General features: G+C 39.6%; 26 protein-coding genes and 1 pseudogene. 14 read left to right on the forward strand and 13 right to left on the reverse strand.

What is annotated here, in order from left to right:
- Position 1 precedes the first annotated feature (1 nt).
- The 6 genes from lpxA to hisF form a co-directional block, all read right to left on the reverse strand.
- The gene (gene lpxA / locus HCN_RS10325) at positions 2-793 is read right to left on the reverse strand and encodes an acyl-ACP--UDP-N-acetylglucosamine O-acyltransferase (RefSeq protein WP_002956031.1); all 792 of its coding nucleotides are present in this window, start codon (positions 791-793) and stop codon (positions 2-4) included.
- An 11-nt stretch (positions 794-804) separates the two neighbouring features.
- A complete protein-coding gene (gene fabZ / locus HCN_RS10330; protein ID WP_014667470.1) occupies positions 805-1,296 on the reverse strand; it encodes a 3-hydroxyacyl-ACP dehydratase FabZ in 492 nt (163 codons plus the stop codon).
- Between the two features lie 47 nt (positions 1,297-1,343).
- On the reverse strand, positions 1,344-2,474 hold the full coding sequence (locus HCN_RS10335; RefSeq protein WP_014667471.1) for an epoxyqueuosine reductase QueH: 1,131 nt from the start codon (positions 2,472-2,474) through the stop codon (positions 1,344-1,346).
- A 253-nt stretch (positions 2,475-2,727) separates the two neighbouring features.
- A complete protein-coding gene (gene rlmN, locus HCN_RS10340) occupies positions 2,728-3,846 on the reverse strand; it encodes a dual-specificity RNA methyltransferase RlmN (protein WP_002956035.1) in 1,119 nt (372 codons plus the stop codon).
- Positions 3,846-4,433: a 5'-methylthioadenosine/S-adenosylhomocysteine nucleosidase family protein gene (locus HCN_RS10345; protein ID WP_014667472.1), complete on the reverse strand. Its 588-nt coding sequence runs from the start codon at positions 4,431-4,433 to the stop codon at positions 3,846-3,848. Before HCN_RS10345 ends, rlmN begins: the two co-directional genes overlap by 1 nt.
- Before the next feature lie 11 nt (positions 4,434-4,444).
- Positions 4,445-5,203 (reverse strand): imidazole glycerol phosphate synthase subunit HisF, encoded by a 759-nt coding sequence (gene hisF, locus HCN_RS10350; RefSeq protein WP_002956037.1) that lies wholly within the window; start codon positions 5,201-5,203, stop codon positions 4,445-4,447.
- Positions 5,204-5,382: 179 nt separating this feature from the next.
- Between hisF and rsmA the strand changes: the two genes are divergently transcribed.
- From rsmA to HCN_RS10370, 4 genes are read left to right on the forward strand one after another with little or no spacing between them, the layout of a single operon-like run.
- A complete protein-coding gene (rsmA, locus tag HCN_RS10355; protein WP_002956039.1) occupies positions 5,383-6,273 on the forward strand; it encodes a 16S rRNA (adenine(1518)-N(6)/adenine(1519)-N(6))-dimethyltransferase RsmA in 891 nt (296 codons plus the stop codon).
- Positions 6,191-8,329, forward strand: coding sequence for a ribonuclease J (locus HCN_RS10360; RefSeq protein ID WP_014667473.1), 2,139 nt, complete (start codon positions 6,191-6,193; stop codon positions 8,327-8,329). The genes rsmA and HCN_RS10360 overlap by 83 nt, the downstream gene beginning before the upstream one ends.
- Positions 8,330-8,356: 27 nt before the next feature.
- The gene (locus tag HCN_RS10365; protein WP_014667474.1) at positions 8,357-9,328 is read left to right on the forward strand and encodes a KpsF/GutQ family sugar-phosphate isomerase; all 972 of its coding nucleotides are present in this window, start codon (positions 8,357-8,359) and stop codon (positions 9,326-9,328) included.
- 26 nt (positions 9,329-9,354) lie between these two features.
- Complete coding sequence (locus HCN_RS10370; protein WP_002956042.1) at positions 9,355-9,594, forward strand: DUF2443 family protein; 240 nt, start codon at positions 9,355-9,357, stop codon at positions 9,592-9,594.
- Between the two features lie 165 nt (positions 9,595-9,759).
- Here the strand turns inward: HCN_RS10370 and folK are convergent, their stop codons facing one another.
- Entirely contained in the window at positions 9,760-10,293 is a 534-nt protein-coding gene (gene folK / locus HCN_RS10375) for a 2-amino-4-hydroxy-6-hydroxymethyldihydropteridine diphosphokinase (protein ID WP_014667632.1), read from the reverse strand.
- 75 nt (positions 10,294-10,368) lie between these two features.
- Between folK and HCN_RS10380 the strand changes: the two genes are divergently transcribed.
- The 10 genes and pseudogenes from HCN_RS10380 to leuB all read left to right on the forward strand — a co-directional run bounded on the left by HCN_RS10380 (position 10,369) and on the right by leuB (position 17,716).
- Positions 10,369-11,109, forward strand: coding sequence for a DsbA family protein (locus HCN_RS10380; RefSeq protein WP_014667475.1), 741 nt, complete (start codon positions 10,369-10,371; stop codon positions 11,107-11,109).
- A 191-nt stretch (positions 11,110-11,300) separates the two neighbouring features.
- Positions 11,301-11,483: a hypothetical protein gene (locus HCN_RS10385; RefSeq protein WP_002956045.1), complete on the forward strand. Its 183-nt coding sequence runs from the start codon at positions 11,301-11,303 to the stop codon at positions 11,481-11,483.
- A gap of 21 nt (positions 11,484-11,504) precedes the next feature.
- Positions 11,505-11,741 carry a hypothetical protein gene (locus HCN_RS10390; protein ID WP_002956046.1) on the forward strand — a complete coding sequence of 79 codons (237 nt, stop codon included), beginning with the start codon at positions 11,505-11,507 and terminating at the stop codon, positions 11,739-11,741.
- A gap of 119 nt (positions 11,742-11,860) precedes the next feature.
- Positions 11,861-12,073 carry a hypothetical protein gene (locus tag HCN_RS10395; RefSeq protein WP_002956047.1) on the forward strand — a complete coding sequence of 71 codons (213 nt, stop codon included), beginning with the start codon at positions 11,861-11,863 and terminating at the stop codon, positions 12,071-12,073.
- A 165-nt stretch (positions 12,074-12,238) separates the two neighbouring features.
- Positions 12,239-13,921, forward strand: a complete 1,683-nt coding sequence (locus HCN_RS10400) for a 2-isopropylmalate synthase (protein WP_014667476.1) — start codon at positions 12,239-12,241, stop codon at positions 13,919-13,921.
- A gap of 14 nt (positions 13,922-13,935) precedes the next feature.
- Positions 13,936-14,466 (forward strand): NAD(P)H-dependent oxidoreductase, encoded by a 531-nt coding sequence (locus HCN_RS10405; RefSeq protein WP_014667477.1) that lies wholly within the window; start codon positions 13,936-13,938, stop codon positions 14,464-14,466.
- Positions 14,457-15,719 (forward strand): 3-isopropylmalate dehydratase large subunit, encoded by a 1,263-nt coding sequence (gene leuC / locus HCN_RS10410; RefSeq protein ID WP_002956050.1) that lies wholly within the window; start codon positions 14,457-14,459, stop codon positions 15,717-15,719. Before HCN_RS10405 ends, leuC begins: the two co-directional genes overlap by 10 nt.
- 31 nt (positions 15,720-15,750) lie before the next feature.
- Positions 15,751-16,242, forward strand: coding sequence for a 3-isopropylmalate dehydratase small subunit (gene leuD / locus HCN_RS10415; RefSeq protein WP_014667478.1), 492 nt, complete (start codon positions 15,751-15,753; stop codon positions 16,240-16,242).
- A gap of 258 nt (positions 16,243-16,500) precedes the next feature.
- Positions 16,501-16,626, forward strand: a pseudogene (locus tag HCN_RS12635) (cysteine synthase family protein); the annotation flags it as partial.
- Between the two features lie 16 nt (positions 16,627-16,642).
- The gene (leuB, locus tag HCN_RS10420; RefSeq protein ID WP_014667479.1) at positions 16,643-17,716 is read left to right on the forward strand and encodes a 3-isopropylmalate dehydrogenase; all 1,074 of its coding nucleotides are present in this window, start codon (positions 16,643-16,645) and stop codon (positions 17,714-17,716) included.
- Between the two features lie 65 nt (positions 17,717-17,781).
- Here leuB and HCN_RS10425 read toward each other — a convergent pair whose 3' ends face one another.
- From HCN_RS10425 to gyrB, 6 genes are all read right to left on the reverse strand, one after another.
- A complete protein-coding gene (locus HCN_RS10425) occupies positions 17,782-18,465 on the reverse strand; it encodes a C39 family peptidase (protein ID WP_014667480.1) in 684 nt (227 codons plus the stop codon).
- Positions 18,465-19,349, reverse strand: a complete 885-nt coding sequence (locus HCN_RS10430; protein WP_014667481.1) for a hypothetical protein — start codon at positions 19,347-19,349, stop codon at positions 18,465-18,467. The genes HCN_RS10425 and HCN_RS10430 overlap by 1 nt, the downstream gene beginning before the upstream one ends.
- Position 19,350: 1 nt before the next feature.
- Positions 19,351-20,082, reverse strand: a complete 732-nt coding sequence (locus HCN_RS10435; protein WP_014667482.1) for a hypothetical protein — start codon at positions 20,080-20,082, stop codon at positions 19,351-19,353.
- Positions 20,083-20,235: 153 nt separating this feature from the next.
- A complete protein-coding gene (locus HCN_RS10440; protein ID WP_002956057.1) occupies positions 20,236-21,033 on the reverse strand; it encodes a hypothetical protein in 798 nt (265 codons plus the stop codon).
- 8 nt (positions 21,034-21,041) lie between these two features.
- Positions 21,042-21,305 carry a hypothetical protein gene (locus HCN_RS10445; RefSeq protein WP_002956058.1) on the reverse strand — a complete coding sequence of 88 codons (264 nt, stop codon included), beginning with the start codon at positions 21,303-21,305 and terminating at the stop codon, positions 21,042-21,044.
- Positions 21,306-21,544: 239 nt separating this feature from the next.
- On the reverse strand, positions 21,545-23,863 hold the full coding sequence (gene gyrB / locus HCN_RS10450; RefSeq protein ID WP_014667483.1) for a DNA topoisomerase (ATP-hydrolyzing) subunit B: 2,319 nt from the start codon (positions 23,861-23,863) through the stop codon (positions 21,545-21,547).
- Between the last annotated feature and the right edge of the window lies 1 nt (position 23,864).

Here is a 23,864-nt window from a genome sequence, read left to right on the forward strand (position 1 = left end):
ATCACTCACTTTGTGTTCCTTTATTAAGAGGGATACCGCGTGTATTTGAGAGGATAAACTCACAAATAGAGCGGCTTATTGGGTTTGGATTCTTATCTAGCTCCTGCTGGGCTAGTTCGCGTATTGGGGCAGTATGTGAAAATAGAATCTTATACAAATGGCTAATCTCATCAATCTCTTCACGAGTAAAAAGCTTACGCATACGATGTTTGTTTAATCCTCTAATATAAGCCCTATTTCCTTCTGCAAGGCAATAAGGTGGCAAATCCTGCGTCAAAACAGAGCCTCCTGCAACCATACAGCCAGAGCCGATTTTAACAAACTGATGCACAGGTGTTAGTCCGCCAATATTCACATAGTCTCCAAGCTCCACGTGTCCACCGAGCGTAGCATTATTTGCCAAAATGCATTCATTTCCAATCACGCAGTCGTGTGCAATATGCACATACGCCATAAAGAGATTCTTGTTGCCGATGATTGTTTTGCTATGTCCGCCGATCGTGCCGGGATTGAGCGTAGTAAATTCACGGATAAGATTCTCATCGCCAATAATGAGCTCTGTTTTTTCCCCTGCATATTTTAAATCTTGTGGTGGGACACCAACAGCGGCATTGTTAAAGACCTTATTGCCCCTGCCTAAAGTCGTCCAACCCGCAATATGCACATAATTGCCTATCACGCAATCATCGCCAATAACGACATTTTCATCAATAATGCAAAACTCGCCAATAACGACATTTTTGCCTATTTTTGCACCCTCTTTTATAATGCTCGTTTTACCAATGTTACTCATCTCTTCACCTCTTAGCTTTGGGCATCTGCAATCATCGCCTTGAGTTCGGCTTCAGATACAAGCTTATCATCAACAAAGGCTTTCGCTCCAAGCTGCCACACACTCCCTTTGTGCTTCAGCACTTTGAGTTCATACACAAGTCTATCACCGGGCACCACGGGAATGCGGAATTTTACATTATCAATTGTCATAAAATATACAATCTTATTTTCAGCTTCAGCAACATTATCGCCAAACATACTTACAAATGCAAGTAGTCCACCCGCTTGAGCCATTCCCTCAATCTGCATAACACCCGGGTAAATGGGTTTGCTTGGAAAATGCCCCAAAAATACCTCTTCATTAATCGTTACATTCTTATAAGCTTTAATGTAGCCATCTGACTTTGTGTCGTTACTGTTGCGGACAAGCTCCACCACCCTATCTACAAGCAGCATTGGATAGCGATGGGGCAGAATCTGACGGATCTTTTCAACATCCATTATTGGATTTTGTGTTTGCATTGACACTCCTTTTTGTGAAAAATTATTCGCTATTCTACCAAATTTTTTTAATATGTGGCGATAGCAAAAATACTACTTTCTTGAAAATACGCATCAATAAAAAGCTTCAAACTCCGCTCTATATGAGAATCAATCACAATAATGGGATTAAGACTATCCGCTCCACATAGCAGCCCACGCAACATAAGCTCATCTTCATAAGGTGGCGGATTATACACCATTTCTTGCGTGTTGGCATAGCTTGTTTTTAGTAAAAGATTGAGCGTTTGGATACTGATAAACACGCTATCATCGCGTTTAGCATAGCCCATTTGTATGCTTTGCATTTGAGAATGTATATCTTTGACATTTTGTTTGATATAAGTAATTGCCGCGGTTTTCACCATATTTTTGCCCCGAGATTGTGTAATCACATAAGAGCTTATGACTTTATCTCCATCAATACACACACTTCGCAAATTACGCCAAATAATCTTAGACTGCTTGTATAACGCATATTCCCTGCCCTGTGCTTCGCACTCATCACGGATTTCAAATACACGCTTTCTTTGCTCATTGCTCCCGGGGGCGATTTGTTTGCCAATATTACTCATCAGTTCAAGGGCGATTTGTTTTTGTGAATCTCGCTGTTTTATCAACGCATACTGACAGCCACAATATGTTTGTTTATACAATCTATCTTTGTTTGCCAACTCACTTTGGGCTTGTGTGCCGCCATTACTCCGCACATCAACCTTGATAAAATCCAGCCCATACCGCGAAGCAATCTCATCACCCTCTGCATAGAGAATCTGCTGCTCTTTTAATGGACTTGAAAGCAAGGTAGAAGTGAAAGATTCTATATTCATTTTATGAGCGACTTGAGCAGTTTTTTCTAATCGCATATCAAAACATTTCACACATCGCTCCCCTTTTTCTGGCTCATTTTCAAGCCCCTTAATATCAACAAACCACTTCTTTATCTCATATTCCCCTTCCAAAAGCGGAATATTGAGCATTTTACAGCTCCGCTCCACATCAAGCAAACGCAAATCATACTCACTTTTTGGGTGGATATTTGGATTATAAAAATACCCAACCATTTCGTGTTGCGGATAAATCTTTCTTAGCTCACTCAAAAAATAATGACTATCAACAGAACAGCAAATATGCACGAGCATTTTTTGAAGCACACTCATTTTCTATCCTTTGCCAAATACCAAAATGTCCCCACACCAACAACCGCCACAACAGCCAAAAATAATATCAAAATAATATCAAGCTCCATTTCTATCCTTTATCAAAAGTTTCATCATAAATCTAAGGGCGTATTATAGAATCTCAAGCGACAAAACGCCATTCCACCACTTAGATTCTAAATGTTTCATATGAAACATTTAGAATCTAAGTATCCACACACAACTTTTCAAATCCTACCTATAACAAACCATCTCAAACTTTCGCTTTTTTAGACTTTTGCGTTATCTCGCCATTTTCACGCTTGATTTTCTCTCGTAATTGTCCGCACGCCGCACTAATATCAATCCCCTTAGATTCTCGTATCGTGCAGAGCAATCCTTTTTTGACTAAAAAATCAGCAAAAGCCCTTACATCTTCCATAAGTGGGCGTTCAAATTCACTTCCCTCGTGCGGATTAAACAAAATAAGATTCACCTTTGCCTTAATCCCATTCAACAAAGCAAGGAGTTTTTTTGCAGCCTTTATATCATCATTCACACCCTTTATCATCAGGTATTCAAACATCACCCGCTTCCTGCTATCCACAGGAAAGGCTCTTACTTCATTCAAAACTTCAGCGATATTATATGCCTTGTTAATAGGCATAAGCTTGGAGCGGAGTTCATCGCTCACAGCGTGAAGAGAAATGGCAAGTTGCACACCAAGATTCAGCTCTCCTAGCTCTTTAATCTTTGGGGCGATGCCACTTGTAGAAATCGTCTGCCGCCTAGCAGAGATACTTAGCCCATCTAGCTCGGCTAGAATCTTGATAGCTTGAGACACATTAGCAAGGTTATGCAGCGGTTCTCCCATTCCCATATACACGATATTTACTCGCTTATTTGGGGCAATGTTTGAATCTCTTTTCATCATCACCACCTGCTCTACTATCTCCCCCGCATTCAAATTCCGCACAAACCCGCCCTTTGCGGTAAAGCAAAACGCACAGCCCACCTTACAGCCAATTTGACTAGAAAGGCACATTGTCCATTTTTCACCTTTCACAATTTCGCCACTCTCATCAAGCTCTTTACTCTTCATTTGGATAAGCACAGATTCAAAGGTATGCCCATCTTTTGTTTGAAACAAATATTTCTTACTCCCATCGCTACTTTTTTCAATTTGCACAGGTGTGATTTGTGAGATAATAAAATGCGATTGCAAATGCTCCTGCATAGCCTTAGAAATATTATCCATTAGAGCGATATTATTTTCATAGCGATGATAGAGCCAGTGATACACTTGCTTGGCACGAAACGAGGGGGAAAGCAAAGATTTTAGCTCATTAAGCGTATAAGCATAAAGACTTGGCTTAGATTCTAGAATCCCCACTACAGCCCCTTATGTTTAGCAAGATTTATAGAGATTTGTTGGATTAGCTCACTATGATGGGATAAAATCTCCTTGACTTTGTGATGATTTGCCATAAACTCATTATGTGCATTTTGATGTGTGTAATTACTCACGCAAAACACACCCAAACAAGGAATATTAAAATATTGAGCGACTTTCATAATGCTAAAAAACTCCATATTTTCAAGCAAGATTCCAGCTTTAGCAAATCGCAGGGCAAGATTCTCATCTGTGGTGATGTAATTTGAGCTATTGATAATGGCTTTGTTTGCAAATGTTTCATATGAAACATTTTCCTGCAAGATTCCACTTTGGATATGATTATCTAGCGGCGTGTAAGCTTTATCCTGCAAAAAGCTCAACTCGATTTGTGTCGCACTATCAGCAATATACAAATCAAAAAGCTTCACTTCCTTGCTATACGCCCCAGCACTGCCTATAAACACGAGAGAATCTACACTTTCCTTTTGACAGATTTGCATTAGCCCTATGGCACTCTCCACAAGCCCAACGCCTAATGACTTCGCAAAGCTAAAATCTTCTCCATTTCCAGCACAGACTATCATACGCCCACCCCCTATACTCTCACAGGAATCTTGCATTCAACAAGATATTGTTTCAAATCTGCTATGGCAATTTCTTTGTAATGAAACACACTTGCAGCTAATGCCGCACTTGCTCCAGATTCAAACACATCGGCAAAGTCCTGCATCTTCCCCGCTCCGCCACTTGCGATTAACGGCACGGGGATACTATCCGCCACAGCTTCTATCATCAATCTATCATAGCCATTTTTTGTCCCATCAGCGTCCATACTTGTAAGCAGAATCTCCCCTGCTCCCCTATCGCACACTTCTTTTATCCATTCAAGCAAGTTTTTTCCGCTATCTATCCGCCCACCATTAAGATAGACATTCCACGAGCCACTTGGCGATTTTTTCGCATCAATAGCCACCACGATACATTGAGAGCCAAACTTCTTAGCCCCTTCATTAATAAGAGCAGGATTCTTAATCGCCGCACTATTTAAGCTAACCTTATCACACCCCGCATACAACAAAGCCGATATATCCTCAAGCGATCCCACTCCGCCACCAACGCTAAAAGGGATAAATGTAACTTGAGCGATTTTCTCCACCACATCAAGCATTGTTTTGCGTTTTTCATAACTCGCAGAAATATCAAGCAGCACCAGCTCATCAGCACCCTCATCATTATATGCTTTTGCAATCTCCACAGGATCGCCCGCATCTTTTAAATCCACAAAATTCACACCCTTCACCACGCGTCCATCTTTGACATCAAGGCAGGGGATAATTCTTTTCGCAAGGCTCATTAAATTTAACTCCATTATCAATCAAAGAAATAATCAAATAGCAGATTCACATCTCACATAAAATCTTAAAATGTAGCATTTAGCGTGTATCATAGCCAAATACTCCTTAATAAAATAAAATATTTGCATATTTTTACTATAATTGATTTTTCTAAAATAAAGGTTAGGGCTTTGAGCAAATGCAGAATCTTGCACATCACGCCAAAAAGCGTTTAGGACAGAACTTTTTGCAAGATTCTCACTATATTCATAAGATTGTCCAATCCATTCCCACTTTGCCTATTCAGTGCGTTGAAATTGGGGTTGGCTTGGGTGATTTGACACAAGAGCTATTGAAAATAGAATCCTTGATAGCCTATGAAGTCGATTTAGACTTATGTTCTTTACTTAATGAAAAATTTTCTAAGCAAATAGAGAGTGGGCGATTACACATCATTTATGAAGATGTTTTAAATCGCCCATCACAACAAGCGTGGTTACACACACAAGAGTATAAGGTTGTCTCAAATCTTCCTTATTACATCGCCACACATATTATCGTGCGTCTTTTGCATGATAGATTCTGTCGTGGCTTTATCGTAATGACACAAAAGGAAGTCGCACAAAAGTTCTGTGCCAAAAGTGGTGAAAAAGAGTTTTGTGCTTTAAGCGTTTTAGTTGAGAGTTTAGGCACAGCAGAATTGCTTTTTGATGTGCCAAAGGAAGCATTCTCCCCTATACCCAAAGTAACCTCATCAGTCTTTGTGATACATAAAAATCCATTACAGGGAAATGCGGATTTCTCTCTCTGTGATTTGGAAGCTTTTTTAAAACTTGCCTTTTGCTCACCACGCAAAACACTTGCTAAAAATCTTTCTTTATCCTTTGATAAAAAAAGCGTTGAGTTAGCTTTAGAATCTGCAAATGTGAAGCCAAATGCAAGAGCACACGAAGTAAAGACAGAAAGTTTTCACCATATTTTAAACACTCTCAAAAAAGGAAATGATAATGGAGGACAAGAAAATGCAGGAGAAAGAAACAATGGAAAAAAAAACACCAGAGCAGAGCAGCCAAGTCAGCAGATTCAGTAAATTCACAGATAGATTCAAGAAAAAAAGCCCAGAGGAACAAGCCAATGATATGACTTCGGATTCTACAGAATCTAGCCAAAATCAAGCAAAGAATTTTCACAATCGCTTCAAGCAAAGAGATTCTAAAAATTACGCAAACACGCAGGGCAATGCACAAACTGACACGCAAAGCAATACAAATCAAGGGCAAAAAAACTTTGAAAAAAGACGATGGCAAGGCAAAAATCCCCACGCTCAACACAACAAAGCCCAAAATGATGAAAGCATAAATGGAATCCGCGAAGTAAGAGATGTAAATGAAAAAGGCAATCTAGGCTTACACAAAGATTTAAAAAGGGGTGTGGAAGCAAATGAGAAAATCCAACGCCAAAGCCTTAATGCCCACAACAAGCTTAATCTCAACACAAAAGCAAGTGTGCGTATCACACCACTTGGTGGGCTTGGCGAAATTGGTGGAAATATCACCGTGATTGAAACACAAGATTCAGCTATCGTCATTGATGTGGGTATGAGCTTCCCTAATGAAGATATGCACGGCGTGGATATTCTCGTGCCAGATTTTAGCTATCTTTTTGCGATTAAAGACAAAATTGCTGGAGTTATCATCACTCACGCACACGAAGACCATATAGGTGCTGTGCCTTATCTTTTTAAACTCTTACAATTCCCTATCTATGGCACACCACTGCCACTTGGTATGATAGGCAGCAAGTTTGATGAGCACGGGCTAAAAAAATTCCGCTCATTTTTCAAAATTGTTGAAAAACGCAAACCCATAAAGATCGGTGCATTTGAAGTAGAGTGGATTAATATCACGCATTCCATTATTGATGCTTCCGCCCTTGCCATACGCACAGAAGCAGGTGTGATTATCCACACCGGCGATTTTAAGATAGACCACACCCCTGTGGATAATCTCCCCACCGATTTACACCGCCTAGCTCATTATGGAGAAGAAGGCGTTATGCTCTTACTTAGCGATTCTACAAACTCCCACCGCAGCGGAGTAACGCCCAGCGAAGCAAGTGTAGGACCGACATTTGAAACATTATTCAAACAAGCCCAAGGGCGTGTGATTATGAGCACATTCTCTTCAAATATTCATCGCGTGTATCAAGCCATAACTCACGGGCTAAAATACAACCGCAAAGTCGCCGTCATTGGGCGATCAATGGAGAAGAATCTTGAACTTGCTAGAGAGCTAGGCTACATTGACTTGCCGCAAAATATTTTTATTGAAGCACACGAAGTGGAAAAATACCCCGATGAAGAAGTATTGATTGTAACAACAGGCTCTCAAGGCGAGACAATGAGTGCGTTATATCGTATGGCGACAGATGAGCATAGGCATATTAAAATTAAGCCAAGCGATATGGTGATTATCTCTGCTAAAGCCATTCCGGGCAACGAAGGCTCTGTTTCCACCGTGCTTAATTTCCTTATGAAAGCCGGAGCGAAAGTGGCTTACCAAGACTTTAGCGAGATTCACGTAAGCGGACACGCCGCACAAGAAGAACAAAAGCTAATGCTACGACTTGTGAAGCCAAAATTCTTTCTGCCAGTGCACGGAGAATACAATCACATCGCTAGACATAAGCAAACTGCCATTGCTTGTGGGGTAATGGAGAAAAATATCCTGCTTATGGAAGATGGCGATCAAATAGAAGTCAATCCCAACTATATGAAAAAAATCCGCAGTGTCAAAAATGGCAAAACATTTATTGATAATCAAATCAACCGCCAAATTGAAAATGATGTCGTGCTTGACAGACAGGCTTTAGCAAGTGATGGCATTGTGATTATTTCAGCTAAAATTAGCAAAGATCGCAAGATTTTGGAGACAAAAATCACAAGCTACGGACTTGTAGCGGACAAGGAAGATAAAGGCTTTGAAAAAGAGATGAATGACACACTTGAATTTGTGGTGAAAAACTTCAAGGTAGAAGGCTTTAATGCGAAGAATCTTGAAAATGAAGTGCATAACACATTCAAGCGACATATTTTCAAAAAAGTCAAAAAATATCCAACCATTGTGCCGATGATTTATGTCATCTAAATCCTTGAAATACTTAAAGGACGCATAATGAAAAGTCTCAATTACGCAGAGATTGCAAAAGAAGTGCTAGAGATAGAATCTCAAGCCCTGCTTGAAGCTATAAAACGCATAAATGGAGCGGAACTTGAAGCGATTGTAGAAAAGATTTTTCATTCTCGTGGGAAGCTTGTCGTATGCGGTGTAGGCAAAAGTGGGCTTATTGGTGTAAAAATCTCTGCCACGCTTTCAAGCACAGGCACACCAAGCGTTTTCTTACACCCCACAGAAGCACTGCACGGGGATTTGGGAATGTTACAAAAAGATGACATTCTCCTTGCCATTAGTTATAGTGGGAAAAGTGAAGAACTCCTTAGCATTATTCCGCATATCAAACGCTTTGGTAATACTATCATCACAATGAGCAGAGACAAGCTCTCGCCCTTATCCGCTTTGGGCGATTATTTTTTAGACATTAGCATTAAGCGTGAAGCCTGTCCACTTAATATCGCCCCTACAAGCTCCACAACGCTTACCCTTGCCCTTGGCGATGTGTTAGCCGTGTGCCTTATGAAAAGACGAGCATTTAAGGCGGAAAATTTTGCCTCTTTTCACCCCGGCGGAGCGTTAGGCAAACAGCTTTTTGTCAAGCTTAAAGACTTAATGCAAACGCAAGATTTGCCTATTATCCCGCCAGAAATGCCCCTATCTCAAGCTATTATCATTATGAGCCAAAAGCGACTTGGCAATGCCATTATTGCTAAAGATAATGTGATTTGGGGGATTTTAAGCGATGGGGATTTAAGACGCGCAATGATGAAGCAAGACTTTAGCTTAGAATCTCAAGTCGGTGCTTACGCTACACAAAATCCAAAAGTATGCGATACGCCCGATATTCTAGCCTATGATGCACTCAAAATGATGGAAGATAATAAGATTCAGCTCCTTGTCATCACAGATAAGCACAAACACATACAAGGTGCGATACACTTGCATACGCTCATCAGTGCAGGACTGAAATAAGCCTAAACCAACAAAAAGGAGTGAAAATGTGGGAAAAAATAGATGAAATTTTTAAAAGCATAGAAGATATACGCGATGACATTAATATCTTGCTTAATATTGCTAAAATCTCGCTTGTGGATTATATTATGATTAAACGCGGCTCACAGGATATGCCCGAACATCTTAGCTTTGATTTACTCGCACAAATTGATGTTGAGATTGATAAACTTAAGGCACAAATTGATTCTCTTAACCGCTTAAAACGCGAACTGCTTGTATTCTAGATTCTAGGCTTTTAGGATTTGCAATACCCACAAAAACACCACTGCGAAAGTATTTTTGAGCTAGAATCGGGGCTTTGCGAGACTTGTGCGAGAAGCTTACTTTAAGTAAGTGCCGAAACACAAGGTGAAGCAATCGCCGATTCTAGCCAAAAGACAACGCAGAATCTAACACAAAGATTCTATAAAACTCATCGGCAGCATTACTGAACTCCTTTGCGTGTAGAATCTATGTGGCACATACAAATGCTTCCATTGCAGATTCAAAGTATTAAATAAAATCAAATCCACATCTAATGTGCGGGGTGCGTTTTTAAATGCCCTTTTACGCTCACGCCCAAAGCGTCTTTCCATATAAAACATAAGCCCAAATATTTCTACCAAACTTAAATTACTCTCACACAGCAACACTACATTATAAAAGTCATTTTGCAGGGCAAAGCCAAAGGGCGGATTACGCCAAATAGGAGAGCTTTGCAAAACACGAATGCGTGAGTGTGAATCTAGCCAAGCAAAAGCAGATTCTAAAATCTCCACACTGCCCCTATTTTTCAAAGCCATATTTGAGCCAAGCCCCAAGACAAATACATTTCGACACGCCTTGTAAGAGCTAGATTTAAAATTTTTGTGTTTAAAAAACTTATATGTATAAGGATAGTGCTTTGAGCTTAGAATCTTCACGCCTTTCGTTACACCTTTCATTTCTTTACGCCTTGCCTTTGTATTTGTGAAAACATTATAGAATCTTAGCCCAAATTTACTTCACAAAGGATATAGATGAAAAAGATTCTTCTCTCTCTTAGCCTTATCTCTAGCTTTGTTTCTAGTCTTGCTTTGGCGGCGAATTTTGAGCAAACCCTGCAAGAGACAATCAAATATAGCACCAAACAAAACGCAAAAATCCTAAAAATCCAAGATCTTAAATCCACGCCAAACATTAAACTCGTGCTGATTGAAGTAGGCAAAATGCAAGTGCCGATTTTTGCAAGTGGCGATGGACGGGCGGTTATAGGTGTGTCAAATGTCTTTTTCTCTAGCAATAATGAGGATATGGGAGCGGTAGGCTCACTCATTAAGCAAACACAAAACGACACCCCCGATGATGAAAAGCTAAGCAAATTTTTTAAGCAGATTCCAAAAGATGACTACATCATTTTAGAATCTAAAAACAAAAATAGTAAAAAAATCACCTACATTATCTCCGATCCCAACTGCCCAAGCTGTCAAAAAGAGCTAAAAAACATTGATAAACACCTAGCAGATTCTAATGTCTATATGCTGATTGTGGGCTTTGTGGGTAAAGATTCACCTTTGAAGGCAAGTATGCTACGAGAAAGGGCAGCTGATATGAAAGATAATAAGCAAAAACTCGCCCTTTTGCAAGAAGTCTATACACCAAATTCCAAAGTGCCTTCAAGCTTTATTAATATTGATATCAAAGACACAATGCGTCTTAATCAAAAGACTATGGAAGCAGGCATTAAAAGTGTGCCTTTTATTTTTGAGAGTGAAAAATAAGGCTTAAAGCCCCAAAAACTCACCCCTACAAGATTCTATGCTTTTCACATTTCTTAGATTCTAAACTAGAATCTAAGCTTTTTGCCACAAACTTACCCTTGCTTTACACTTTTTATTCCAAGATTTAAAAGTTGTTTTTTGTAGGATTGATTTACCTTTCTACCAAAGGAATTTACACAAAAAAGACACTTATGAGAAAGTTATTCGTCAGTTTATTGATGATTGCAGGAATCAGTGTGAGCTGCTACGCTTTTGGCTCTGTGTTTGCTAATTTAAATCAAAACAATACTATAGATGGGTATGATGAGTTTGTTAAGATAGCTGAAGGTGGATATGAAGGGCGAGGTGATGGTCAAAGAGTGTTTGATGAGTGATATAGCAAATCGCTTAAAAAAATGAAAACTAAAGATTTTATCAAACTCATCAACGAACTAACAGCCACATACACGGAAAATATGGGAGCAAAAGCAGGGGAAGAAGCTTGCAATATTGTAGCGATGAAATATGTAAAAAAAGAATATGCTTACTACTTTGAACAATTTGATCATGAGCCTGATTCGTGGGCTTATACTATCTGCGATGGAAAAGACCCAATTGCAAAGTATATAACTGGCGAAGATGTTGATGAGTAAGTAACTGGTCTAATATCTTGTGATTCTAGCTTTTTCAAGCATAGAATCACAACCCTTTAGCTTTAAAATCGCGTAAAAATAAAATGGCAATATTACATAAAATTTTATGGGAGAATCTTATGCGGTATAAATTGATGATGTGCGGATTTAGCGCAATGTGTGAGGATATGCAGGAAATAAAAGATAGGCTTAAAGTCATTCCGGTAGAGCGAAGCAGACTTGAAAGCAGTGAATGCTATGTCTTTGACTTACACACTGCGGAGCGATATGCCATACTTCCAAGTGAAAAAGGGTGGATTATCAAAAAGGCAGAATCTAGCCAAGAAAGCTAATAAACCTAAGCAAGATTCTATAAAAACTCGCTAGAAAGATTCCAAATTTTCTATTCTTTGCAACTTTTGCTGATTTTGTAGAAAATTTTTATTATTTTTGTATTTTTTATTGCTACAATCAAAGGGCTTTTTAAGCCTTTGCAGCATTTTTTACAAGGAGTTTTTATGAATCATACAAAATACAAACGAGGCTACTTTATGCCCCCAGATTCTAACAAAGATTCTAAATCGTATTTAGAATGGAGCAAAAAAGAGCATATACAATCCGCACCTTTGTGGTGTAGCGTGGATTTACGCGATGGGAATCAAGCCCTAATCACCCCTATGAATTTAGAAGAAAAAATCACATTCTTTAAACTCCTGCTGCAAATTGGCTTTAAAGATATTGAGGTTGGATTCCCCGCAGCAAGTGAGACTGAATACCGCTTTTTACGCACCTTAATAGAGCAGAATCTCATTCCAAAAGATGTGCGTTTGCAAGTCCTTACTCAAGCAAGGGAACACATCATCAAACGCACTTTTGAAGCATTACAAGGCTGTCCTAATGCGGTGGTGCATTTTTATAACTCAACTTCCTACGCACAAAGGGAGCAAGTCTTTAGAAAGTCAAAAGAAGATGTGAAAAAGATAGCCATTGATGGGGCGTTGTGCGTGAAGCAAATCGCACAAGAGACAAAGGGCAACTTTGCCTTTGAATACTCGCCGGAGAGCTTTAGTGGCACGGAGATTGACTACGCCCTTGAAGTCAGCAATGCTGTGATTGATATTTTTAAGCCCACAAAAGAGCAAAAGTTTATTTTGAATCTTCCTGCCACAGTTGAGATGAGCCTGCCCCATATCTACGCACAACAAGTGGAGTTTATGAGTAAGAATCTTTTACATAGGGAAAATGTGCTTATATCCTTGCACCCGCATAATGACAGGGGCTGTGCGGTGGCGAGTGCGGAGCTTGGAATCTTAGCAGGGGCGGATAGGATTGAAGGCACACTTTTTGGTAATGGCGAACGCACAGGCAATGTGGATATTATCACCCTAGCGTTAAATCTCACCACACACGGGATAGATTCTAAGCTTGATTTTAGCAATCTCCCCAAAATTTGCGATGTGTATGAATCTGTAACCAAAATGCAAGTGTATGAACGCCAACCCTATGCCGGAAAGCTTGTCTTTGCTGCCTTTTCTGGCTCTCATCAAGATGCTATTGCAAAAGGTATGGCGTATCACAGAGAGAAAAATCTTAGCACTTGGAGTGTGCCTTATCTCCCGCTTGATCCGCAAGATGTGGGGCGAGTGTATGAAAGCGATGTGATACGCATAAACTCACAGAGTGGCAAGGGCGGCATTGCCTACATTTTGCACGAGCATTATGGGGCGAACTTACCGCCACTTTTTAGAGAGGAATTTTCCTACTATATTAAGGACATTTCGGATAAAGCACATAAAGAGCTTAGCCCAAGTGAGATATGTGCGATTTTTGAAAAGGATTTTGTGAATGTTGCGGAGTTTTTAGAGATAGGCGAGTTTGCTTTTGAGACAAAAGAGAGCGAATGTGAAGTGCGTATAGAGCTAATAAAACCGCAAAAAATGAGTATAGATTCTAAAGGGAATGGGCGGCTTGATAGCGTGGCAAATGCGTTAAGAGAGCATTTAAATCTAAGCTTTGATATATTAGATTACAGCGAACACGCTTTGAAAAATGGCTCAAATGCTAAGGCGATAGCCTATGTGCAGATTGAATCTAATAGCAAGAAATACTTTGGCACAGGGATTGATAATGATATTATCAAAGCTTCAGTGTATGCGTTAGTCAGTGCGTTAAATCGTGCGTATAAATCAAATCAACTTTAAAAAAAGGAGTTTCTATGCAAACACTACTTATTTTTTCACACACATTTTGGAAAGATTCTAAAGTCAATAGGGCGTTATTAGAATCTGCGAAGACACTTTCAAATGTGAAGATTCACAATCTCAATGAGACTTATAAAGATGGCGTGATAAATGCCGAAAATGAAGTGGCATTACTCAAAGATTCACAAAAAATCATCTTTCAATTTCCGCTATTTTGGTTTAGCACACCTGCGCTTATGAAAGAGTGGCAGGATAGGGTTTTAACACATATTTTATATGGTAAAGATTCTAAGCTACTGCAGGGCAAGAAGTTTCAAGTCATTACGACTTTGGGTGGGGCAAAAGAGAGCTATGATGGGCATCACGGATATAGCCTTAATACGATTTTAAGTCCGCTTACAAGTGCGTTTAAGTATTGTGGCTGCGAGATTCTAGAATCTTTTGCTATCTTTAGTGCGAAGGTAGATACACTGCCTATGCAAGAGTATTTAGAGACATTACAAAATGACAAACAACAATCAGTAAGGAGCAAAATATGGGAATGACAATGAGTCAAAAAATCTTAGCTGATAGAGCGAGATTAGAATCTGTCAAGGCAAATGATTTAATAAGAGCCAAGCTAGATATGGTGCTAGGCAACGACATCACCACGCCTGTGGCAATCAACGCCTTTAAACAAGCAAAATTCACGCAAGTTTTTGATAAAAATAAAATCTCACTTGTAATGGATCACTTCGCACCAAATAAGGACATAAAAGCCGCCACGCAAAGTCAGCAATGCCGCTGTTTTGCCAATGACTTTGATATTAAGCATTACTATGATGTGGGAAATATGGGGGTAGAACACGCCCTTTTGCCTGAACAAGGCATTGTAACAATCGGTGATTTGATTATAGGCGCAGATTCTCACACTTGCACTTATGGGGCGTTGGGTGCGTTTAGCACGGGTGTGGGCAGCACGGATATGGCTGTGGGTATGGCAACAGGCGAGGCGTGGTTTAAAGTCCCAAAGGCGATGAAGTTTAATCTCAAGGGCAAACTCCGCCCTTATGTGAGTGGCAAAGATGTGATTTTGCATATTATTGGTAAAATCGGCGTTGATGGGGCGTTGTATAAAAGTATGGAGTTTAGCGGAGAGGGGCTAAAAAATCTAACCATTGATGATAGGCTTTGCATTGCGAATATGGCGATTGAAGCGGGGGCGAAAAATGGCATTTTTGAAGTAGATGACATTACGATTGAATACGCTAAGGGACGCACGAGCAAGGAGTTTAGAATCTACAAGGCTGATGAAGATGCCGAGTATGAAGAAGTCTTTGATATTGAGCTAGATTCTATAGATCACACCGTGGCGTTTCCGCATTTGCCTGAAAATACCAAAGAAAGAGAGCAGTGGGGCGAGATAAAGATAGATCAAGTTGTCATCGGCTCTTGCACGAATGGTAGGCTAAGTGATATGGAAGTAGCAGCAAATATTCTAAAGGATAAAACAATAGCAAAAAATACGCGTTGCATTATCATTCCTGCTACGCAAAATATCTATTTAGAGTGCATTAATCGTGGGTATTTAGAGACTTTTATTAAAGCTGGAGCGGTGGTATCTACGCCTACTTGTGGTCCTTGCCTTGGCGGACATATGGGAATCTTAGCAGCAAATGAAAAATGTGTCTCTACTACAAATCGCAACTTTGTAGGCAGAATGGGACACACCACAAGCGAAGTGTATCTTAGCTCCCCTGAAGTGGCAGCAGCAAGTGCGGTAAGGGGGATTCTAAGCTCCCCACAAGATGTTATGTAATGTGGATTACTCGCAAAAGGAGATTAAGAAAATGAAAGCACAAGGATTTATCCATAAATATGGCGATAATGTAGATACTGATGTGATTATTCCCGCAAGGTATCTAAACACCGCAGATCATAGGGAGCTTGCAAGTCATTGTATGGAGGATATTGATAAGGATTTTGTGAAAAAGGTAAAAGTCGGCAATATTATGGTCGGCGGGTGGAACTTTGGCTGTGGGAGCAGCAGGGAACACGCACCTATTGCGATTAAGGCAAGTGGGATAAGCTGCATTATCGCAAAAAGCTTTGCTAGAATCTTTTATCGCAATGCGATTAATATCGGCTTAGCAATTATTGAATCTCAAGAGATAGCAGACTTCCTGCAAGAAGGCGATAGTGTAAGCATTGACTTTGATAAAGGTGAGATTATAGAATCTAAAAGCCAAAAAAGCTTTAGCACAACGCCCTTTCCGCCTTTTATACAAGAGATTATCAATGCAAATGGGTATTTGAACTGGATAGCGAAGAATAAGAAGTAGGGTTTGGGTTTTGTGGGTAAATTAGAATCTAGATTCTCAAGCAAATTCCGCACTTTGTCATTTTTGCAAGTGTGGGCAAGAGCTTCACTCGTGTGAGCCGTAGGCGAAAAATCTTTTTAGATTCTAATATTTTAGATACTTCAGCTAACGCCTCAGTATGACAATTTATAGATTCTAGATTCTAGTAATTGCTGTTAGGCTTTGTGAGTTTTTTATATTTTTTAAGGCAGGAGTTAGTTTTTTTAAGCACACAAAAATACCAATGCGGAAGTATCTTGTGATGATTTTGTGGGTTGTCAAAGTGGAGGCGAAGGGAGTTTGCTGAACGCAAATGACCGAGCCAACACTGCAGACTCCCGCAAAAGCACACAAGAGACAACGCAGCAACAAAGGAGAGAGAATGAAAAAACAAATAGCAGTAATACAGGGCGATGGTATCGGTAGAGAAGTCATCACACAAGCCCTAAAGGTGTTAGATTCTATATCAAAAGTGTATAAGCACGAGTTTGTGTATAAGGAAGTCTTAGCGGGTGGCTGTGCGATTGATGCTTGTGGGGAGTGTTTGCCTAAGGAGAGTTTGGAAGTTTGTAAGAGTAGTGATAGCGTTTTGCTAGGGGCGGTTGGCGGTCCAAAATGGGATAAAGAGCCAAGCCATAACCGCCCAGAATCTGCCCTTTTAAGACTTAGAAAAGAGCTAGGTGTATTTGCTAATATCCGCCCAGCCACACTTCTGCCGGAGCTAAAAAATGCTAGTCCGCTAAAAAGCGAAATATTGCAAAAAGGCATTGATTTTGTTATCGTGCGTGAGCTTGTGGGTGGAGCGTATTTTGGTAGGCATTTGTGTGAGGAGAAAAATGGCGAAAAAGTCGCTATTGATGAGATGAGCTATACGCAATCTCAAATTGAATCTATCGCAAGAGTGGCGTTTCAAATCGCACAAAAACGCAAGAAAAACCTTGTGTCCGTGGATAAGGCAAATGTGTTGAGCTCATCGCGTTTATGGCGTGAAGTGGTGGAAAATGTGGCAAAAGACTATCCCGATGTAAGTCTAAGCCATATGTATGTGGATAATGCAGCAATGCAGATTTGCCGTGTCCCTAGTGCGTTTGATGTGATTTTAACGGAGAATATGTTTGGGGATATTTTGAGCGATGAAGCAAGTGTCATCACAGGCACCATTGGCGTAATCCCCTCTGCCTCACTCTCTCAAGACACTTTAGGGCTATATGAGCCAATCCACGGCAGCGCACCGGATATTGCCGGGACAGACAAGGCAAACCCCATCGGCACGATTTTATCCGTGGCGATGATGTTAGAGCTTTCATTTGGACTAAAGCAAGAGGCACAAGCGGTGCGGAATGCGGTGAATCTTGCTTTGAAAGAAGGCTATCGCACAGGCGATATGATGGATAAAGATTCAAAGCTGATAGGCTGTGAAAAAATGGGAGATATTATCAGCGGGTTTGTGGGCTAAATGAAACTTGATAGAGAATCTTAAACGCAAGAATCTTCCTTTTTGGGATTTAAGATTCTGCAAGTTTAGTCCAAAGCCTTATCTTGTATGGCCTTATATATCATCGTATTTGTCTTATGTGTGAAAAATGTATCATTACCCTTATGCGTATCGCTTAAAATCGCTAGAATCTTGCCCGGATAGGTCAAATCATCGCGTTGATAAAACATCTCTAAAAACTTCCCCTTGCTGACTTTGATATTACCTAAACTCGGATCAGCCAAATACACATAATGAGAATCTGCCCCTTTATACACGCTAAAATGCTCCATATCTCGCACATTGACATAAATAATCACTGGAATTTGCAATTTTGTCAATGTTTCAAAGTCTAAAGCCAAGCCCTGTGTGCGAAACCCCTTGCTTTGTGCAAAAAGTGCCAAATCGCTAAAAGAAAGATGAGCTTTTTCCCTTAGCTCATTATCTACTTCAATCTCACGCTTTTTATCTACGCTAATGCCCTTATGCGAAAGTAAAAAGTCCAAAATCTCACGCTCACTTACCTTAACATCATAAAAATAACTCATAACACTTGAGAGTGAAGCCGCCCCGCAACTATAATCATACTTTTGACGCGTGAGATTTTCATCTCTTAGTTCAATCCAAGAATGCAAAGGCTTTGTGATATAAAAGGGTTCATTATAGAGTGAGTGAGCCTTTGCCCCACTTGCAAAAAGCCACAAAAACAGCAAGATTCTAAAGTAATACATTAGATTCTATATGAAAGCATAAGCAAAAGCGTATCGCTTGAATAAAACGCACTCTTAAAACTCTCCGCACTTGCAAAAAGAATAAGACGGGATTTTATCTCATACGCCACACCAAAAATATAGCCCACAGATGAGCTTTGAGCTTGGATTCTATCATTGGCATAAGCTCTTGTGCTATATTGATACCGCACTCCAGCATTAAGCGACACAAAGGGATTTATCGCAAAATACACCATTGGACTAAGAGAATACATATCAGCAAGGTTGAAATGAATATTTTCAAAATCTTGTGGAAGATTGAATCTTGCATTAGCTTGGAGCAAAAATACAAGCGGGTCAATCGTGTAAAAGCTAAGGGCAAAAGCCGAATATCCCTTGCCATACTGCCACATATTTTGTGTTTGGGATAAGTATGTTTTGTTTGCTACATCAGCACTTCCTCCAAGAAGTAAGGCGGGAAACTTTCCTTCTTGCTTTGCTTGAATGATAAAACCTAGTGCAAATGAGTTAAAATCTGCCCTTTGCTGTGTGCTAAAGCTATGATTTATTTCAAAAAGACTTTGCTGCCAAAAAGCATTTAAAGTGCTAAAAATTTCTACTCTTTTCATAATGCCATAACGAGCTTGAAGCGAAAAATTTAAATAATCTTGATGTAGTTTGCTATGAATAGGCACACTAATGACACTGCTATTTTGCTGTGGTATTTGCACGACATCAAGCTGTGAATGATGAATATTAATATAGCTAAGATTCCCTAGAATCTTAAATTGCGAAGTTTTGGTAAAAATTTCATCAACACTCACTGGCTTGGCACAAAGCAGCAATGGAGCAAAGCCAAAAGAGACGATACTCCCTATAACACGCCTAAAGTCAAGCATAGACATTTTATAATCCCCTAAAGCCAAACTCCAGCATTCCTACAATATTACTAGAGCTTGGATAGCCCTGTGTGCCATCGCTATAATATGCACCATTAAGATTTTGATACTTGCCGATGAGTTTAGTGTAAAAGCTTATGCTATCGCTTAGATTCCGCACAAAGCCCACACTCGCACTTAACACATAGCTTTGAGAAGGGTCTTTCTTAATGTATGAGATTTTCTCCGCAATGGAATATGATGAATCCCCTGTACTAAAAGCATAACCCACAGAATACTCTAGCTTTGCGACATTTCCTAATGGCAATGCCCCTTCAATCTCCGCTCCAAGCAAACTAAGATTACGACTTAAGCCACTTTTGCTGTTGTGATTATTTTGCTCTGTGAGAAGATTCACATAAAGTGGTGCATTCACTCCTGCGATATTTATACCAACCTTAACATATTGATCAGAAATCACAAAACCAGCAGATTCTGCAACGCCAAGCACTTGCGATGCTTTGCTCTGCCCTCCACCAAGGCGAACGCCAAAGGTCGTATGCACACGATTGAAAAACTCCCAGCCAAATTCACCGCCTAGATACGCTCCAAAACTGCTGATATTCTCGCCCCAAAAGTCATAATACACCCCGCCAATACCCGCCTGTCCAAAGAATTTAGAATCTTGAGAATCTGCAAGGGCTATATTATGAGTGCAAACAAATACGCTTGTAAGAAACAAAATCTTAGCTACTCGCATTTGTTATGACTCCTTATGATTTGATAGTTATTTGATAAACGCATTAAAGCCAAATATCACGCCCCAAATACAGCTAGAAATTAAATTTAAGATATATTTAGGGCTTTGAGAAAAGAAATTCTAAAACTCCCTGCCATAAGCTAAGGACATTAACTAAAACCCCAGCCCTAGCTCAACTCCAGCGATGTATTGCTCCTGTGTTTTTTGGGTAAGTAATGGGGCGGATTCAAAGTTTTGAATCTTGCCTTGAATCTTCATATAATATGAAAGCTTCTCATTCAAAGCATACACATAGCCTACACTCGCCCTGATTGTAGAGCCATTATCAAACTTTGCTTTCCCTTGAGATGTTTTATACCCTCCGCTAAAGATATAATCATACCCCGCACTATATGTAAGCCTAAGCTTTGGATTTATAAAGATTAATCCCTCTAACTCCCCACCTACTGAATGATACAAAAGCTTGTATAAATCATATCGTGAATCGCCAACATTAGGATTATAGCCCTCAAATGTATAGGCGAGATTCAAAAAAAGTGGGAGATTTTGGCTTAAAATATTTACTCCCACCTTTGGACGAAGCTCAAAAAATACACTTGCTGTGGGATTTTGTGTCGCAAAAAGAGCTTGTGGATTTGAAGTGTGTTGTGCCGCTCCAAGCAGTATGTTAAGCGTGAAATTAAAGCGTTGCTTTGGTGAAAACTCACTAAAGGCAAATCTCACATATCCACCAGAATCTTTAGAATCAAAATCCTTAGATTGATTAAGGTAGATTCCACCTATGCCTAGAGTGTATTGCGTCTTAGGACAGGTTTTGCAAAAGCTACAATCATCACTCTTTAAACAATGATAATACAAAGCACCATTTGTTGCTGCCACATAAGCACCAACTCCCGCAAAAGCGGGAGCAGTAAATAAGACTAATAAAGCAATTTGTCGTAAAAATAGCATATTAAGTCCTAATCAAACCAACTTTTAACACGATCATATACTTCAAATCCGGCTGCTACACCTCCAATAATGGTAGCTGTCAATACCAATCCATCAACAAACTCTCCCTTAGTCTCCTTCATCTCATTTTCACTTAACACTGCTACATTAACATTTTGTGCTGTGCCAAAAAGAAGTTTAGAATCTGTTTTATTTAATGTGCTAGATTCTGCGATAAGAGAGCTTATACTCAAACTAGAAACTAAAGCCAATGAAACCAAAAACTTGTTCATAAGAACTCCTTTAATGAAAGATTTTCGTTATATTAAAAATAAATATAACGAAGTTCATTGTAAGTATTGAAAGTAAATTATGTTTTGTATAAGTTTTTTTGTTATGGATAGAAAGGTAACAAGAAGATTCTAAAAAGCGTGAAAATAGAATCTTAATCGCTCTTTTTGTGGTTTTTCTTAGATTCTAAAGCGAGGATTCCATAGGCGATAAAGCCTTTTTAGCGGTTTTGAGATGTAAATCACACATCTAAGTGTTTTACATCTTTGGCATGTTCTTGGATATAGGCTCGTCTTGGCTCTACCTCATCGCCCATAAAAAGTGTGAAAATCTCATCAGTATCCGCATCATTATCAATCTTCACACGCAAAAGTGTGCGGTTTGCCGGTGTCATTGTAGTCTCCCACAGCTGATCTGGATTCATCTCTCCTAAGCCTTTGTAGCGTTGGATATAGGCATCTTTTTTCGCACTTTCTTCAATCTTTTCTAAAAACGCAATAAGATTTTTGCCTTTTAAAAAGTCTAAATCCCTATCGGCGATTTTTTGATAAATAAATCGTGCTTCTTGGAAGAAATTATCCATAAACAAGCTATCATTAATGCCCAGCTCCACAAGCCCTACTTTTGTTTGCACATACAGCGTGATTTGCTCTTCACTTGTAATTTTATTTAAAATATTGCATTCTTTGGCTTGGAGATAAGATTCTATATTTTGACTAAGTTCATTTAAAGTGAGATTATCAAAACTATCATTTTCCACAAGATAACGCACCACATCAATCATAGGGTAGCGTTTCTCAAGCTCTTTTAGGATAGAGCGATAATGGGCGATGAATTTCAGCACTTCTAAAAGCTCTTTATTCCCAATGCCCTCAAAGCTAAAATTCCCAATACCATTTTCTACAAGATATTCACTCAACGCCCTTTCATCTTTGAGATAAATTTCTGTCTTGCCCTTTTTGTAGCGATAAAGTGGTGGCTGGGCGATATAGATATGTCCATTTTCTACTAAAGGTTTCAAATAGCGATAGAAAAATGTCATTAAAAGCGTTTGGATATGGCTACCATCTACATCAGCATCAGTCATAATAATGATTTTATGATAGCGGAGCTTTTCTATATTAAACTCATCTCCTATACCACAGCCAAAAGCAGTAATCATATTTTTAATTTCATCACTTTTTAGAATCTTATCAAGGCGAGATTTTTCCACATTGAGAATCTTCCCACGCAATGGCAAAATCGCTTGAAACGCTCTATCTCGCCCTTGTTTCGCACTACCACCCGCACTATCGCCCTCAACTAAATAAATCTCAGATTCACTAGGATCTTTACTTTGACAATCTGCTAATTTGCCCGGCAATGTCCCCACTGAAAAGCTTTCTTTCTTGCGTGTAAGATCTCGTGCTTTTTTTGCCGCTTCTCGCCCACGAGCTGCCATAATGGCTTTTTGCATAATGATTCTAGCTTCCGTTGGGTTTTCTTCAAAGAATTTAGCGAGTTTTTCATAAGTGAGCTTTTGGACAATAGGTTTTACAAACGCACTACCTAGCTTTCCTTTTGTCTGCCCCTCAAACTGCGGATCAATGACTTTTGTAGAGATAATGGCTACAAGCCCCTCACGGACATCATCACCTGTAACTTTAGAATCTTTCTCTCGTGCGTTGGCGTTGGCTTCAATATAATTCATAATCGCACGGCTTAGCCCCGCTCTAAATCCCGCTTCGTGTGTCCCACCATCAGGTGTTCTAATATTATTCACAAAGCTTAATACTTTCTCATCATAGCCCTCATTATAAGCTAGGGCAATTTCTACTTCAGTTTCCTGCTCTAGGGCTTCAAAGCTAATGATTAAAGAGACTAAGGGCTTTGTATTCACATCTTGGATAAATTGCTTTAAGCCCCCATCAAAATGATAAGATTCTTCTTGTCCTGTGCGTTCATCTTTAAAATAAATTGTAATGTTGTGATTGAGATAAGCCATTTCTTTAAATCTACGAGTAAGGATTTGTGAATCAAACTCTAGCACTTCCATTACCTCATCATCGGGGTAAAATTCTATAATCGTGCCGTGCTCTTTTGTCTCACCGATAATCTCTAGCTCACTTTGTGGAATCCCTTGTGCAAACTCTTGGCGGTAGATATGCCCATTTTTCTTAATCGTCATAATAAGCTTTTTAGATAAGGCATTTACCACAGATACACCTACCCCGTGTAACCCTCCAGAGACTTTATAAGTATCTTGGTCAAACTTCCCTCCAGCGTGAAGTGTTGTAAGCACAAGTGTGGCAGCAGGGAGATTTTCAGTTGGGTGAATATCTACGGGAATCCCGCGTCCATTATCCTCAATAATGGCACTACCTTCCATTGTGAGTGTAATATTGATTCTATCGCAATGCCCTGCCATAGCTTCATCTACGGAGTTATCCACCACTTCATAAATCATATGGTGCAAACCACCAGAGTTTGTATCGCCTATATACATTCCGGGGCGTTTTCGCACCGCTTCTAAGCCTTTTAAAACTTTAATATTACTTGCTTGATATTCTTTTTTTTCCATA

Source organism: Helicobacter cinaedi PAGU611 (assembly GCF_000284635.1).
Classification (GTDB): Bacteria; Campylobacterota; Campylobacteria; order Campylobacterales; family Helicobacteraceae; genus Helicobacter_C; species Helicobacter_C cinaedi.